We start from the raw sequence: 16,458 nt of genomic DNA, 5'->3' as shown, positions 1-16,458 counted from the left end.
TGGATAGAAGGAAAACAATTTGTTTTAAACGGTGTGCCAACACAATTACGTGGTCAATCTCACTATAGAAGCAGTCGAGAAGATGTTGATTATCATCGAGAAATCTTTTTAATGCATAAAAAAGTATTCGATGTAAATGCCTGTAGAATTCATGCAACGATGCCGCCAAATGAGATTATGTATGCAGCAGATGAAGCCGGAATTTTACTTATTAATCAATCTGCAATTTGGTCTGTAAATAAATCTTTTTATTCAAACGGAGGAGAATGGTTTGCAAAAAACATAGAAAAAGAATTTGAAGAATGGGTTAAAAGAGATCGAAATAATCCTTCTGTAGTTATTTGGGATGTTGAAAATGAAATGTTGCGTTTTAATTTTGACACCTATCAATGGATTCAATATTTTCCCAATTATATTAGAAAATTTGATACTACAAGACCCATTAATTATTCGGGCGCAGGTTGGTTTGATGACAGTCAGGAGATGGTTTCTTTGCACATGCAAGAACATTATACCCGAATTATGAAAGATTGGAAATCTAAAGATTCACGCCCTTTAATTATGGGTGAATTTTGGGTTGGAGGAAGATCTGAACAACGTTTATCTAATGCTGCAGAATTTAAATCGGTACAAGAACGATATTTAGAAGAGGCTAAAATCTATGAAGAAAAGTTTCTAGAAATGCGAAATATGGGTGTTGCAGGAATCATGCCTTTTAGAACAGAATTATTATCTTTTGATAATAGACCAATAGAAAATGGTGGTTTTTTTGAATTTTATGACGGATCAAAAATATACTCACAACCAGAAGTTATACTTCAAAAAATGCGACATGGTTTACAACCTGTAACAACATTTTTTTGGCCAAGAGAAAGTTATGTAGAAAAAAGGGATACTTTAAAAAAAGAGTTAGTTGTTTGCAATGATAGCGAAACAGAAAACACGTTTATGGTAAACTGGAAATGGCTTCAAAAAGAATATTCGAAATCTGTTTTTTTAAAGCCAGGAACTCAAGAACGTATTTCTTTAAACTTAAAAAGCCCTGAATTTAATGAAAACCTAATTGCTTCTGTTTCTGTAAACTCAAAACTAATTTCTTCGGATACACTTTTTATCAAACCTTTTGAAAAATCGATTTTAAATCAGACAAAAAAGATTCAGGTTTATGATGATGAAAAATTGGTTTCTAAACTAAAAAGTGCTGGTTTTAATGCTTTTTCATCCAAAGAAATACCAGCAATTAAAGACCAAGTCATTTGGGTTTTTCCAGAACATGCAAATAATAGAGTCTTAACCAATTTAAAAAAAGACATTGAATTGTATTTAAAAAATGGTGGTGCCGTTTTAAGTTTAAAGCAAGATCAAGCGCCAACTTGGTTTCCTGTAAAGTTTCAGTTTAGTTCTGCAAATCAATCTAATTTACATAATTATGCTAAAATGGGTTGGGAAGGTTTGAATAAAGATTTATTCTTTTCTACTGAAGCACCTATTTATCAAAAGTCACATCCTATTTTTAAAAACCTAAATACTAGTAATTTACAAGGTTGGGATTTGTATGATGGCCGAATAGCAGACGACTTGTTTTCGAGACCATCAAGCAATGATAAATATGAACAAGGAAATTGGACAACCTTATCTGGCGGAACTCGAAGAGAGCAAATAAGTGTTGCTGAAATTTTTTATGGAAACGGAATTTTATTGGCTTGTCAATTAAATATTATTGATAATATAGAAAACGCACAAGCAAACGGATTGTTGGTGAATATGATTAATTATTTGTCTAATCGAAAGCCAAAAATAGCAAATGCTAAAGTTAAAATAGCAGGAGATAAAAACGCAAAAGATGTTGCTAATTTTGTAAACATAGAAGCATCGGTTTTTGAAAGAGCCAACCCAGAAAAAGGAGATTATCTATTTGCTTTTGATGGAACTTCCTTACATGAAATAAAAGAATGGCAGGCAAAAGGCGGAAAAGTTTTGGTAATATCGCCAGCTGTAGCAAGTACTTTTGACGGTGTTGAAATTGGAAAAGAAAAAACCGGATTATTAGCTACAAAAATTAATGAGCATCTAGTATTAAACGGAGTTTCATCTGCAAATTTTATGTCAACTGAAAAAAGTTTAGCACATTCATATTTTAAAGAAATACCAAAAAAAGCAGAAATTATATTGCAAGGATTTACGTCTAGTTCCACTTTTTGGAAAGTAGAAAAAGCACATCCTATTTTAATTTCTATTCCTTTTGAAGGTTCAGATATACTGCTTTCTACTATTGAATTTAGTAAAGAACCAATTGCAAGTCAACAAGAATTTTTAGCACAAATCTTAACCAATTTAGGTGTTGCAATTCCTTTTTTAGAAACACCAAAACTATCAGAAATAGCGATTAAAAAAACAGTTCCTATTAAAGTGGATGGAAATTTAGAAGAATGGTTAGAAGATATGGAAGATCGTTTAGTGTCGCCATATATTCATGCGCAACCTATTTATTTAACATCAGAAAGCACTGTTGAAGGACCTCAAATTTTCGATTTAAATTTATCCGCCATCAATTATATGATGTGGAATGCGGATGCTTTGCTTATTTCTGGAGTTGTTTTTATGGAGAAAATGTTTTTTGGAGGTGAGAAATTTCCAGGACCAAAAAATTACAAACAAGAGATAAGATTGAACGACGATAGTATTAAAATAGAAGTTTTAAATGCTAAATTTTTGGTTTCGATAAATGGTAAAATTAATGACGAAATATCAGCAAAAACAGCAATTATAAATGCCAAAGAAATGACGGATGCTACCAAATTGCAATTCAATTTTATTCATGCAAGTGGTAAAATTAATACTTGGGATAAAATGGTTGGTAATACTTTTGAGCTAAAAATTCCATGGAAATTAATCTCAACAAAACCCGAAGAAAAAAAAGGAAAAGCTTTGTTTATATTACAAAATGAAACTAATAAAATTCAAATGCCTTTAAAAGCAGACGTTAACAATAAAGAAAATTGGCTAGAAATTGAAATTAAAAATTAACATAGAGAATCTGTTTTTTAGTATTTCAAATTTTTAAATAATAAAGAAAATAAGTAATCAGTACAATTAAAAAAACATATAATATGAAGGTATTACAAATGGTTTCTATTGCAATAATCATTTTATATACTTTAAATAAGTATTCAATTAATTTAAACTTAAAATAAATTTAGAGATGAAACAACATTTAATGAATACCTTATTAATCTGCTGTTTTATAAGCTTTTTAAGTTGTATAAAACCATCTGAATTATACAGTTTTGATAAAATTGAGTATCCAGAGGATTTAAAAAAATTACATGAAAATGTACTAAATTATCATTTAAATTTAGAAATAGACCATCAAGAATTAAAAAAAGATCTGGAAAATTTACTAGAAAATGGTTCTTTTTCATCGATAGATTACACAAATAAAATCCGTGGAAATTGGCCAGTGAAGTTTCATTTGCAAAAAGTTCAAAATTTTGCAATAGTCTATAAAAATAAAAATTCAGCGTTTTATCAGAATAAAAACCTTTCCATAAAAATTCATCAATCATTAAATTATTGGCTTGATAATGATTTTTTAAGCACAAATTGGTGGGATCAACACATCGGAGTTCCAGAATTATTGTTGCCAACACTTTTTTTAATGGAAGATGAATTGAGCAAAAATCAAAAGGAAAAAGCATTGGTTTTATTGTACAGAGCCAAAATTAAAATGTCTGGGCAAAACAAAGTGTGGCTTTCTACAAATGTGATGTTGCGTTCATTATTCTTACGAAAAGTAGATTCTGTTGCCATTGCAAGTAAATCTATTCAAAACGAATTACAAATCTCAAAAGGAGTTGGTGTAAAAGCAGATTGGTCGTATCATGAACATGGCGCGCAACTTCAATTTGGTAATTATGGTTTGTCTTTTTTAGAAGATATGTTAAAGTGTTATTCGTTTGTAAATGATACGCCTTTTCAATTTAAAGAGGATAAAATAGAGGTTTTACGAAATTATATTTTAGAAGGTCAACAATGGATAATTTGGAATAAAAATTACGACATAAATGCTTCTGGAAGACAGTTATTCCCAAATGAACAGTCTAATAAATATGAGAGGTTAAAAAAATGTATTGATAAAATGAAAAGTTTGGATACTGATTTTTCATTGGCTTATGAACATGCAAAAGATTCTAAAATTTTAAGTGGAAATAAGCATTTTTGGGAATCTGATTTTAATGTTCATCGCAGAAAAGACTTTTACTTTTCAGTAAAAATGAGTTCAAAACGAGTAATTGGCACAGAGTCTGTAAATCAAGAAAATATTCAAGGGTATTATTTAGGTGATGGTGTTTCTTTACTATATTCAAATGGTGATGAATATAAGGATATTTTTCCTTTTTGGGATTGGAAACAGTTGCCAGGAACAACCATTATTCAGGATGAAAAACCATTACCAATTATTAAATTTTCAGATTTTAAAACCGATAGCGAATTTGTTGGAGGAGTTAGTAATAATGAAAACGGAATTGCAGTTTTAGACTATAACAGAGATGGCTTAAAAGCAAAGAAATCTTGGTTTCTATTTGATGAAAAAATTGTTTGTCTTGGCGCCGATATTGAAGCTAATACTGATTTTAAAGTAGCAACAACAGTAAATCAAGTATTTTTGAAAGGAGATATTATGGTTAGTGAAAACAATAAAATAATAGAAAAATTTAATAGTTCAGAACTAAAGAAGTTGGATTGGATTTTACATGACGACACTGGTTATTTATTTTTAAATGAAGACAACGTAAAAGTTCAAACTCGTTTTTTAGAAGGAAGTTGGTACAACGTTGCCAAGCGTTTTAGACCTGTAATTTTAACAGAAAGCACTTTTAAAATTTGGTTTGATCACGGCAAAAACCCGAAGGATAAACGGTATGAATATATTTTGGTTCCGAATGCAAATAAGCAAAAAATGGAAGAACTAAAAATTAAAAAACCATTTCAAATTGTAAATACAAAAACGCAGCAATCTGTAATTTCTTCGGATGAAAAAATAGGAGGTATTGTTTTTTATGAAGCAGGAACATCAAACATTTATGGAGGTATTTCTGTTGATAAACCTTGCATTGTTTTACTACAAAAAAAAGAATTCGGAATTGAAGTTTCTATAAGTGATCCGTCACAAAAATTAGAAGCGGTTACAGTTCTTTTTAAAAAGTATGTAATTGAAAATAAAAAGGATTCTTTAAATGAGAAAAATAGTTTGAAAGTAGATTTACCTTCTGGCAATGAGTCTGGTAAGACTGTGAAATTTTACCTTAAAAAATAAATTATTTTCACAGTATAGTACAGGACAGTATTTAATTCTTCTACCTTTAAATTAGCAATGCTTTTATTTAAGAGCAAATTTATTTAGTACATTATTTAAATTATCACTGTGTCATGAAAAAAATAATAGTAGTTTTATTTTTAATGGTTATTTCAGTATCAACGTATTCTCAAAAAAGATTTGAAACGGAGGCAAAAGCAACAGTAGAAACAATGAAAACTGTAATTTCTATAACGTCAGAAGAAGAAGTTGCTATTTATAATTTAGAACTAAAAAGCAATCTAAAAAGAGGTGAAATACGAAAAAATAATGCAGGAAATCAATCACAAATAAGAACAGAAATGAAAGTTCTTGATAAAGAAAAACGTCAAGATATGATGAAAATTCTGGGTAAATCAAAAATGGCTGAGTGGTCAAATTATTTGAAAGAGCAAAGAAAAAAAAAGGAATAAAAAGCATAGAATTATTTGCTTATAAAAAAGGAATCTGAAAGGATTCCTTTTTTATAATTTAAAAAAAGTAGTATTTATTTTACTGGGATAAGTTCTGATAAAAACATCAAAATAAAATTATTAATAAAACATTTATGACACAATATAAAAAAGCATTTTTTCTATTTGCGTTTGCAGGTTTTCTTTTTACTTCTTGCGGAATAAAAACTCAAGATAAAACAGAAACGGCAATTTCATCAGAAGGAAATAGAACCAAGTACAACTTTAATCCAGACTGGAAATTTATTAAAGAAAATCCAGAAAACGCGCAAGATTTAAATTTTGATGATGCTTCTTGGAGCACTATTAGCTGTCCCCATACATTTAATGATATCGATACTTTTGACGATTTAAGTCTTGGTCATCATGACGGAGAGAAAAACCAATGGAGAGGAACTGTTTGGTATCGTAAACACTTTAAATTAGAAAAAGAAGACGCAGCGAAAAAAACATATATTGAGTTTGAATCGGTTCGTCAAATTGCAGATGTATATGTAAACGGGAATTATGTTGGGCAAAATCAAACAGGTTTTATTCCTTTTGGGTTTGATATCACTCCGTATTTAAAATTCGGATCAGAAGAAAATGTAATCGCTGTAAAAGTAAATAACGACAGAAATAGTGATAATTTTAGAGACAATGATCCATTAGTTTGGAATCACGAACATTGGCACCCAACTCATGGTGGAATTTACAGAAATGTGTTTTTACACACCATGAATCCAGTTCACATTACATTACCACTTTATGACAATTTAAAAACTGTTGGAACCTATATTTTTGCGGAAAATATTACTGCAGAAAATGCAGATGTAACGATAAATGCAGAAGTTCAGAACGAACATAAAATTGCAAAACAAATAACTTTTGAAGCTCAAATTATTGATAGGGAAGGTAAAGTTGTAGCAGTTTCTTCTGCAACTAAAAAAATAGAAGCTGGAGAGAAACACACCTTTACAACAAGTTCGAGTGTTCAAAACCCGAATCGTTGGTACACAAGAAATCCTTATATGTACAAGGTTTTAACGATTCTTAAAGATGTAAATAAAGTTTTAGATAGTTATGAAACTCCATTAGGAATTAGAAGTTTCGATTTTAATGTAGATTCAGGTTTTCATAACAATGGCGAATATGCAAAATTACATGGCTGGGGGCAAAAACCAACAAATGCTTGGGCAGGTTTAGGAGCTGCACTGCCAGATTGGTTAAGAGATTACACCTATCAACTAATGGATGAAGCTGGAGGAAACTTTATAAGATGGGGACATTCTGCAGGTTCTCCTGCAGAAATTGCTATGGGCGATAAATACGGTTTTGTAACCTTAATGCCAGGCGTTAGTGGTGAATCTCAAGATGATGGCGAAACTTGGAGAATTCGAATTGCAGCTTTTAGAGACATGATTGTGTATTATAGAAATCATCCTTCTATTTTTATTTGGGAAGGTGGTAATTGGGCAGAAACTGCAGCGCATTACAAAGAGATTTTAGAAGTTATAAATACCTACGATCCTAATGGAAAACGCTTAATGGGTAACAGACGCGCAGATGTAAAAAACGATTCTGAAGGCTATGTATCTATAGAAATTGGTACAGAAGGTTGGGAACGTGAATATCCAGATTTACCAATTGTTGAAAGCGAATATATGAGAGATGAAGCGCCAAGACGTATTTGGGATAAATTTTCTCCGGATGATAATTTTTGGAGTCATAAAAATTTAGATAAAAACACCTATACAATAGGTTCAGAAGAATTTGCGGTAAGACAAGCCGATCAATGGTGGAATAAAATGGGTAAAAAACCATATCATTCTGGAGGTGCAAATTGGATTTTTTCTGATGGAACACACGGTGGAAGAAATCCTACAGAAGTTACAAGAGCAAGTGGCGAAGTAGATGCAGTTCGTCTTCCAAAAGAAGCATTTTTTGCACTAAAAGCAATGTGGAGGCCAGAAGCTCAAATTCATGTTATTGGTCATTGGAATTATAAAGAAGGCACAAAAAAAGACATGTATGTAATTTCTAATACCGCAAAAGTAAAACTGTATGTAAATGGAAAGTTATTAGGTACAGATGCAGAACCAGAAAATGGTTATGTATATAAGTTTAAGAATGTTGAATGGAAATCAGGCGAAATAAAAGTAGAAGGTTTTATTGATGATATACTAGTGGTTTCGCAAACTAAAAAGACAGTTGGCGTTCCAGTTTCAATAAAATCAACATCAATTACAGGTTCAAAAGGATGGCTTGCAGATGGTTCTGATATCGCTTTAATAGACTTTGAAGTAGTAGATAAAGAGGGTAATAGATGTCCGTTGGATGCTGCAAGAGTAGATTTTACCATTTCTGGCCCTGCAATTTGGCGTGGAGGTTATAATAGTGGAAAACCAAATACTACTAATAATTTGTATTTAGATACAGAAGTAGGTATCAATAGAGTGGCAATCCGTTCTCTTTTAAAAGCAGGAAATGTAACAATTACTGCATCAAGAAAAGGGTTAACATCAGCAAGTATTACTTTAACTTCTTTACCATTTGCCCTTAAAAACGGATTAACAACGCAACTTCCTCAGGTTTATATTGATGGTTTTGTTGCAGAGGAACCAATGCCAATTTATACGCCAATAATGCCACCTTACGAAGTAGGAATTAAAAATAGAAGCGAGTTGTTTACCAAGTTTAGTTATACTGGTAACGGAAAAGCAATGTTGAGAACAAATATGCATTGGGGTAAAAAAGCACATACAGATTTAGAATATAATTACACGGTAATTCCGAGGTATTTAAATGAAGCTGAATATGTAAGAACGCCAAATTCTGATAATAGATATTGGGCAAGAGATCAACTGCAATTTATTGCTGGTGTAGATATGGATATCTATATTTTACATGATGACACTGTAAAAAGACCAGAGTTTTTATTAGAAAAATACAAAGATACTGGTGATAATATAGACGTTGGCGGCGTAACTATGTCAATTTTTAATAGAGTAGCCAAAGCTGGTGAAAGTATTATTATGGCTGGAAATAGTGATGGAGATGCGCCTAAAGACTGCAGAATGTATACGGTAATGGCTAAAAAAAGATAATCAAAAATTATAATAAAATTGAATTTTAAATCCAATATAAAAAAGAGCAACATAATTACATATATTCTATGTTTTATAGTTTGTTCTTTTAGTTTTTCTCAAAATAATTGGGATAAAGCGGATGAAATAATCAATCAATTAAATCCTGTAAATTCATTTTTAAATACGTCATATCTAATTACAGATTTTGGTGCAAAAGGCGATGGAAAAACACCTTGTAAACTAGCTTTTGATAATGCAATTACAACCTGTAGCGACAATGGTGGAGGAACTATAATTGTTACAAAAGGAGATTATTTTATGAATGGACCACTTGTTTTAAAAAGCAACGTTCATATTGAGTTAAAAGCAGGAGCAATTTTAAATTTTAGTACAAATGAAAACGATTATCTTCCTGCTGTTATTACAAGATGGGAAGGAACTGAACTTTATAATTTTTCTCCATTAATTTATGCATATCAAGTTAAAAATATTGCCATAACAGGCAAAGGAACTATCAACGGAAATGGTTCTAAAAATTTTGCTTCTTGGAAAAACTTACAAGCTGCTGATAAAAAAACTCTCCGTAAAATGGGGAAAGAAAATGTGCCCGTTTACAAAAGAGTTTTTGGAGAAGGACATAAATTACGTCCGGGTTTTTTTGAGCCTTTTGGCTGTACAAATGTTCGTATAGAGGGCATTACAATTTTAGATTCTCCTTTTTGGGTACTTCATCCAATTTATTGTAATAATGTTATTATAAGAGATGTAACTGTTATTAGTAATAATCCAAATAACGATGGTTGTGATCCAGAATCGTCTACAAATGTATTGATTGAAGATTGTAATTTTATCACTGGTGATGATGCAATTGCTATAAAATCTGGTCGTGATAATGATGCCTGGAGAGTTGGGCAACCATCAGAAAATATTGTTATCAGAAATTGCGTTTTTAGTTCAAAAATAAACGGAGTTTGTATTGGAAGTGAAATTTCTGGCGGTGTTAGAAATGTATTTATAGAGAATATAAAGATTCCAAAATCATCAAATGCTATTTACTTTAAATCCAATTTAGATAGAGGAGGATACATCGAAAATATTTATGTTAGAAACATCACAGCAGGTTCTGTTGCATCTAGCTTAATTCGTTTTGAACCAAATTATAAAGGAGAACACTCTGCATTTCATCCCACGAAATTTAAGAATTTTATGATTGAAAATATCACTTGTAAAGAATCAAATCAAACTGGTTTTTATTTAGCAGGATTTGAAGAATTGCCAATAGAAAATATTTTACTAAAAGATATTTTTATTGAAAAATCAGTATCTGATTACAGTTTAAAAAAGGGTAAAAATATTGTTTTTGATAATGTTTCTATCAACGGAAAAAGTTAGAAAAAAACCCAAAGGAAGTCGATTTAATAAAGCTAAAAAAACATTAATATATGAAGATTGATGAAAATGTTTGTTGGGGAATTATTGGTTGTGGAGATGTTACAGAACTCAAAAGCGGACCTGCTTTTCAAAAAGTAGAAGACTCATCCTTAGTTGCTGTGATGCGCAGAAATGAAGAAAAAGTAAAAGATTTTGCAGAAAGACATCACGTTAAAAAGTGGACTACAAATGCGTCAGAAATAATTAATGATAAAAGTATAAATGCTATTTATATTGCAACGCCACCTTCAACACATTTACAATATGCATTACAAGTTTTAAAAGCTAATAAAAATGTGTATTTAGAAAAACCGATGGTGTTAAATTCGATAGAAGCAAAAATACTTTCTGATGCGCTTAAACAATCAAGAAGTAAGTTAACAATTGCTCACTATCGTAGGGTTTTACCAGTATTTTTAACTGTAAAAGAATTGTTAGAAAGTAATGTAATAGGGCATGTTTCCCTAGCAGAAATTACGATACATCAATCAAAAAGTGCAAATTTAATTGCAAAAATAGCAGATAATTGGAGAACAAATCCCACAATTTCTGGAGGTGGATATTTTCATGATATTGGGCCACATCAAATAGATTTAATGGTTCATTATTTTGGTGAAGTTGACACAATTATAGCAGTTGATTTAGAAAAGAACACAGTTTCAAATGATGTTGTAAAAGGGTTTGTTCAGTTTAAAAATGGCATACAATTTAAAGGAAATTGGGATTTTAATGCAGAAGAAGACAAAGACAATTGTACTATTTATGGTATGAAAGGTACTATTTCATTTTCTTTTTATGGGGATGAAATAATTATTTTTTTAAAAGGAAAACAAGAAAGATATCAGTTCAAAAACCCTATGCACGTGCAACAACCAATGATCGAAAAAACAGTTGGATACTTTTTAGGAAAAAATGTAAATCCGTGTTCAATTCATGAAGCAGCAGTTGTTACCCAAATTATGGATGTTTTTTGCGGAATAAATTAAAATGAACAAATCAACAATGAATTTAACTAGCAGCATTTTAAAATCAAGTTTTGTGTTAGGAATATTGATATCGAATTCAGTGTTTTCACAAAATCCGATTGTGCCAAATAAAGGTCTAAATGACCCGCATATTCACATTTTCAACGATACAGCCTATGTGTATGCATCGCACGATACATCCATAGAAAACAAGAAATTTGTGATGGAAGATTGGTGGATTTGGTCTTCGCCAGATTTGGTAAATTGGAAACAAGAAAGCGTTTTAAAACCAGAAGAAACTTATATTGGAAAGCCTTTTGAAAGTTGTTGGGCAACAGATGTGGCATATAAAAGCGGAAAATATTTTTGGTATTTTTCTGAAGGAAATCAGCAAACAGGAGTTGTGGTTGGTGACTCGCCAATTGGACCTTGGAAAGATGTTTTGGGGAAACCTTTGTTAACATCAGATTTAACGCCTACGGATGAATATGACATGGCCATTTTAGAAGATAATGGCGATCATTATATCATTTTCGGTGTTTGGGATTATTATATCGCAAAGTTAAATGATGATATGATGAGCCTTGCAGAAAAACCAAGAAAGTTAGAAATCACAAATCCGAAGGGGCCTTATAATTTAGATGGAAAAAACACAGAAAAACCAACAGATGACAAACCTTTTATGCATAAAATGAATGGAAAGTATTATTTGTCTTGGGGCGTTTTTTATGGAGTTTCAAATAGTCCATATGGACCTTTTGATTGCAAAGGATCTATTTTAAATTTAGACAGTTTTGCTGATGGATATGACAAACCAACTTGGCCTTCTGGATTTCAACAAGGTAGACATGGTTCGTTTTTTGAGTGGCACAATCAAACCTATTTTGCGTATTGTGATATCAGCCAAACAGGAAATCGCTATTTCAGAGATACTTTTATAAGCTACGTTCATTATAAAGAAAATGGCGAAATGGCAATAATTAGAGTTGATGCAATTGGCGTTGGAAATTACGACGCAAATCAAGGAAAAATTGAAGCGGAAGATTATTTTATATCCGAAGGGATTTCAAAAAAAGAAAATAAAGATGGTGGATTTGTGCTGCATGACATCAGTAATAATGATTTTTTAGTGTATCAAAATATAAAAGGATTATCAGATAAAAAGAAGATTTCATTTTCTGTTACTGTGCATCAAAAAACGGAAATTGAAATCAGAGAAAATTCACCAAAAGGAAAATTACTACAAACAGTTTGTTTATCAGTTTCTGATAAGAAAAACCAAGAATTCAAATTAAAAAAACTATCCAATATAAAAACTCTTTGTTTTGTTTTTAAAGTCAAAAAACAAGATTTAGTAACCTTTGATAGTTTTCAATTTTTAAAGTAAAATTATGAACAAAGCATACATTTTAATATTAACAGTACTCACTTTTATCTTTCAAACTAGCGGACAAACAAAAGCTAGTTCTAAAGATTATAAAAATGCAAATTTATCAATCGATGAAAGAGTAGAAGCATTATTACCGTTATTATCCTTAGAAGAAAAAGTAGCTCAAATGCGAATTTTTCATGCAAATATTGGCGTTGAAGCAGATGAAAAAGGCAATTTAAAATTATCTGAAAAAGTAATTGAAAAGCTAAAAATAGGAATTGCCGGAATTAAAAATCCTGGAGAACATTTGAGTCCTGTTGATGCGGCAAAGTTAAATAACGAATTGCAAAAATATATTATTTCCCATAATAGATGGGGAATTCCGGCTTTATTTGTTACAGAATCTTACAATGGAGTGGATGCAGCTGGGTCTACAAAATTTGGAAGACCAATGACTTCTGCAGCCTCTTTTAATCCGAGTTTAGTAAACAGAATTTGGGATGTGGTTGGTAAAGAAGCACGTTTGCGAGGGATGCACATGTGCCATTCGCCAGAAGCAGATGTTGTGCGTGATCCGCGTTTTGGTAGAATGAGTGAAGCCTTTGGAGAAGACACTTTTTTAACTACTGAAATGGTTAAAAACGCCATTATTGGTGTGCAAGGAAATTATGAAGGTTTAGGAAAAGGAACACATATTGGCGCAGTTGCAAAACATTTTGCTGGTTATGGTCAAGTGTTGGGTGGTTCTAATTTTGCTGCGATTGAAATATCAGAAAGAACATTAATTGATGAAATTTATCCGCCTTTTGAAACTGCCATTAAGGAAGCAAGAACTTTGGGAATTATGGCTTCTCATGGAGATTTAAACGGAATTGCAAGTCATGGAAACGCAGCATTATTAACAGGTGTTTTGCGTGATGAATGGGGTTTTGATGGATATGTAGTTTCCGATTCTAATGATATTGCACGATTGTATTATTTTATGAAAGTAGCAGAATCACCAGAAGCAGCAGCTCAAATGGGTTTAGAAGCTGGAATTGATATTGATTTATATGCAGAAGATTCGTACGCATATTTACCGGAAATGGTGAAGAAAAATCCGGCTTTAGAAAAATTAATAGACAGGTCTGTAAAACGTGTTTTAAGAACAAAATTCATTTTAGGTTTGTTTGATAATCCATATATAAATATGGAAGAAGTGCAAAAAGGAGTTCGTGCAGAATCATCTTTAGAATTGGCAAAAGAAGCGGATTTAGAATCTATCATTTTATTAAAAAATGAAAAAAACACGCTTCCTTTAACTAAGAATAAATCAATAAAAATAGCACTTTTAGGTCCGCTTTTAAAAGAAAATACAAAAGCAATGTTTGAAACAGTTGCTGGTAAAAATGTAAGTTTTATTTCAGAAAAAGGCTTTCAACTTACTGATGAAAAAGGTGGTGCTCCAAAATTATTAGAAAGAGATCCAAAAGCAATTGCTAATTTGGTAAACATTGCGCAAAATGCAGATGTTACAATTCTGTTTTTAGGTGGAGATGAGTTTACATCCAAAGAAGCCTATTTTAGTAACAGCACTTTAGGCGACAGAGCAACTATTGATCCTGTTGGCGCTCAAGACGAATTGGTAGAAAAAATTAAAGCCTTAGGAAAACCTGTAATTGTGGTGTTAAAACATAGAAGAACCTTATCAATTAATATGATTGCAGAAAAAGCAGACGCAATTTTAGATACTTGGGATTTGAGTGAATTTGGAGATGAATCTACTGCGAAAATTATTTTTGGTGATGTATCACCTTCAGGAAAATTACCAGTTACTGTTCCAAGATCAATTGGTCAAATGCCGTTTCATTATAGTATGAAAGAAATCAACTTTAAAAAAGGATATCTATTTTTAGAAGACGGACCTCTTTATCCATTCGGATTTGGTTTAAGTTATGCAACTTTTGAATATCCTGATATCAAATTATCGAGTTCAGAAATTACACCAAACTCAGAAATTACAGCAAGTGTAACCGTAAAAAATACAGGAACTGTAAAAGCAAAAGAAGTAGTTCAAATGTATCTAAAAGATGAAATTGGCTCAGTTACCAGACCAGATAAAGAGTTAAAAGGATTTGAAAAAATTGAGTTAAATCCTGGAGAAAGTAAAACCGTAACATTTACAATCACCCCAAAAATGTTAGAATTTACGGGCATCAAAATGGAGAAAATTTTTGAAGCAGGAGATTATAGAGTAATGATAGGAACATCATCTAAAAACTATTTAGAATCAAACTTTAAATTAAAAAATTAAAAATGAAGAAATCAATTTTAACACTAGTAACTGTTTTTACACTTTTTAACTGTTCAGTTGCTCAAGAAATTTTTGATACATCAAAGATTGAACAAGCAATGGTGGAAGCTTTAGAATGGCAAGAAGCACATCCTATTTATGCAGTTGATCCTACAGATTGGACAAATGGAGCGTATTATACTGGTGTAGCTAGAGCGCATCAAGAAACGTCTAATCAGACTTTTATAGCAGCCTTGAAAACAATGGGACATAGAAATGCGTGGAAACCTTTTAATAGATTTTTTCATGCAGATGATATTGCAATTTCATATGCATATATCTACATCAATTCTACTAGAAAAGATTTAGTAAACCTAGAACCAACAGATACCTTTATTCAACAGCATTTATTTGATCCGCATCCTTGGAGAGAAGGAATTAAAGGTAAAGATATGCAAACGCTGTGGTGGTGGTGTGATGCTTTATTTATGGCGCCTCCGGTTTTAGCGAGTTATGCAAAATTAAAAAATGATGAAAAATATTTGGATGAAATGCACAAATATTACAAACAAACGTATGATTTATTATACGACAAAGAAGAGCAGTTATTTGCTAGAGATGTTCGTTTTTTATGGGAAGGAAAACCATCTGATAAAAAAGGAGAAAACGGCAAAAAAATATTCTGGTCAAGAGGTAATGGTTGGGTAATTGGTGGTTTGGCTTTAGTGTTAGATGATATGCCAAAAGACTACAAACATCGTGCTTTTTACGAAAATTTGTACAAAGAAATGGCGGCTAAAATACTAGCATTACAACCAGAAGATGGCTTGTGGCGCACAAGTTTATTATCGCCAGAATCTTTTAATCATGGTGAAGTTAGCGGAAGTGGTTTTTTCACATTTGCTTTGGCTTGGGGAGTTAATAACGGCATGTTAGACAAAGATACATACTTGCCATCGGTAAAAAAAGGATGGATTGCTTTGGCTAAATGTCAGCATGAAAACGGAATGATTGGTTGGGTACAAAATATTGGTTTTGATCCAAGACCAGCCGACGCAAATAGTTGGCAAAATTACGGAACAGGAGCTTTTTTGTTAGCAGGAAGTGAGGTTTTAAAACTAAAAAATTAATATTTAGGAGGTTAAACCAAAAAAAAATCTACCAGAATCATTGAAATCACTGGGAACAAACAAATAATGGTTTAAATTAAAACAGTTTAGAAAAATGAAAAATAGAATAGCTTTTAAAATGAAATTGAAAGAAGGTCAAAAAGACACCTATTTTAAAAGACACAATGCTATTTGGCCGGAATTAAAAGTATTGTTAAAACAGGCAGGTGTAAGCGAATATTCTATTTTTTTTGATGAAGAAACGAATACGCTTTTTGCCTTTCAAAAAGTGGAATGGGGTTTTAGTTCTCAAGATTTATCAGAAAGTCCTGTTGTAAAAAAATGGTGGGATTATATGAAAGATATTATGGAAGTGAATAAAGATAATTCACCGGTCTCAAAACCACTTAAAGAGGTGTTTTATTTAGAGTAG

Annotated in this window: 10 protein-coding genes; all 10 read left to right on the top strand. The window is 31.5% G+C overall.

Translation table 11 applies throughout. The annotated features are described in order from the left end of the window. The first annotated feature begins 3 nt into the window (after window positions 1-3). The 10 genes from BTO16_RS11930 (at window position 4) to rhaM (ending at window position 16,458) form a co-directional block, all read left to right on the top strand. Window positions 4-3,027, top strand: coding sequence for a glycoside hydrolase family 2 TIM barrel-domain containing protein (locus tag BTO16_RS11930; protein ID WP_262503077.1), 3,024 nt, complete (start codon window positions 4-6; stop codon window positions 3,025-3,027). A 175-nt stretch (window positions 3,028-3,202) separates the two neighbouring features. Continuing rightward, window positions 3,203-5,317: a polysaccharide lyase 8 family protein gene (locus BTO16_RS11925; RefSeq protein ID WP_105021908.1), complete on the top strand. Its 2,115-nt coding sequence runs from the start codon at window positions 3,203-3,205 to the stop codon at window positions 5,315-5,317. A gap of 113 nt (window positions 5,318-5,430) precedes the next feature. Next, the gene (locus BTO16_RS11920; RefSeq protein WP_105021907.1) at window positions 5,431-5,769 is read left to right on the top strand and encodes a hypothetical protein; all 339 of its coding nucleotides are present in this window, start codon (window positions 5,431-5,433) and stop codon (window positions 5,767-5,769) included. 134 nt (window positions 5,770-5,903) lie between these two features. Further along, the gene (locus tag BTO16_RS11915) at window positions 5,904-8,894 is read left to right on the top strand and encodes a glycoside hydrolase family 2 protein (protein ID WP_105021906.1); all 2,991 of its coding nucleotides are present in this window, start codon (window positions 5,904-5,906) and stop codon (window positions 8,892-8,894) included. An 18-nt stretch (window positions 8,895-8,912) separates the two neighbouring features. Then, a complete protein-coding gene (locus BTO16_RS11910; RefSeq protein ID WP_211298232.1) occupies window positions 8,913-10,268 on the top strand; it encodes a glycoside hydrolase family 28 protein in 1,356 nt (451 codons plus the stop codon). Window positions 10,269-10,318: 50 nt separating this feature from the next. Further along, window positions 10,319-11,293, top strand: a complete 975-nt coding sequence (locus BTO16_RS11905) for a Gfo/Idh/MocA family protein (RefSeq protein ID WP_105021904.1) — start codon at window positions 10,319-10,321, stop codon at window positions 11,291-11,293. A 16-nt stretch (window positions 11,294-11,309) separates the two neighbouring features. Continuing rightward, window positions 11,310-12,659, top strand: a complete 1,350-nt coding sequence (locus BTO16_RS11900) for a family 43 glycosylhydrolase (RefSeq protein ID WP_105022896.1) — start codon at window positions 11,310-11,312, stop codon at window positions 12,657-12,659. 4 nt (window positions 12,660-12,663) lie between these two features. Then, window positions 12,664-14,937: a glycoside hydrolase family 3 N-terminal domain-containing protein gene (locus BTO16_RS11895; RefSeq protein ID WP_105021903.1), complete on the top strand. Its 2,274-nt coding sequence runs from the start codon at window positions 12,664-12,666 to the stop codon at window positions 14,935-14,937. 2 nt (window positions 14,938-14,939) lie between these two features. Further along, window positions 14,940-16,046 (top strand): glycoside hydrolase family 88/105 protein, encoded by a 1,107-nt coding sequence (locus BTO16_RS11890; protein WP_105021902.1) that lies wholly within the window; start codon window positions 14,940-14,942, stop codon window positions 16,044-16,046. 94 nt (window positions 16,047-16,140) lie between these two features. Then, a complete protein-coding gene (rhaM, locus tag BTO16_RS11885) occupies window positions 16,141-16,458 on the top strand; it encodes an L-rhamnose mutarotase (protein ID WP_105021901.1) in 318 nt (105 codons plus the stop codon).

The organism is Polaribacter glomeratus (assembly GCF_002954665.1).
GTDB lineage: Bacteria > Bacteroidota > Bacteroidia > Flavobacteriales > Flavobacteriaceae > Polaribacter > Polaribacter glomeratus.
This window is presented reverse-complemented; position numbering and strand designations above follow the sequence as displayed.

Coding starts and splice junctions, on each gene's coding strand:
- rhaM (WP_105021901.1), top strand. CDS start 16,141: ATGAAAAATAGAATAGCTTTTAAAATGAAATTGAAAGAAGGTCAAAAA.
- BTO16_RS11905 (WP_105021904.1), top strand. CDS start 10,319: ATGAAGATTGATGAAAATGTTTGTTGGGGAATTATTGGTTGTGGAGAT.
- BTO16_RS11925 (WP_105021908.1), top strand. CDS start 3,203: ATGAAACAACATTTAATGAATACCTTATTAATCTGCTGTTTTATAAGC.
- BTO16_RS11890 (WP_105021902.1), top strand. CDS start 14,940: ATGAAGAAATCAATTTTAACACTAGTAACTGTTTTTACACTTTTTAAC.
- BTO16_RS11915 (WP_105021906.1), top strand. CDS start 5,904: ATGACACAATATAAAAAAGCATTTTTTCTATTTGCGTTTGCAGGTTTT.
- BTO16_RS11920 (WP_105021907.1), top strand. CDS start 5,431: ATGAAAAAAATAATAGTAGTTTTATTTTTAATGGTTATTTCAGTATCA.
- BTO16_RS11900 (WP_105022896.1), top strand. CDS start 11,310: ATGAATTTAACTAGCAGCATTTTAAAATCAAGTTTTGTGTTAGGAATA.
- BTO16_RS11895 (WP_105021903.1), top strand. CDS start 12,664: ATGAACAAAGCATACATTTTAATATTAACAGTACTCACTTTTATCTTT.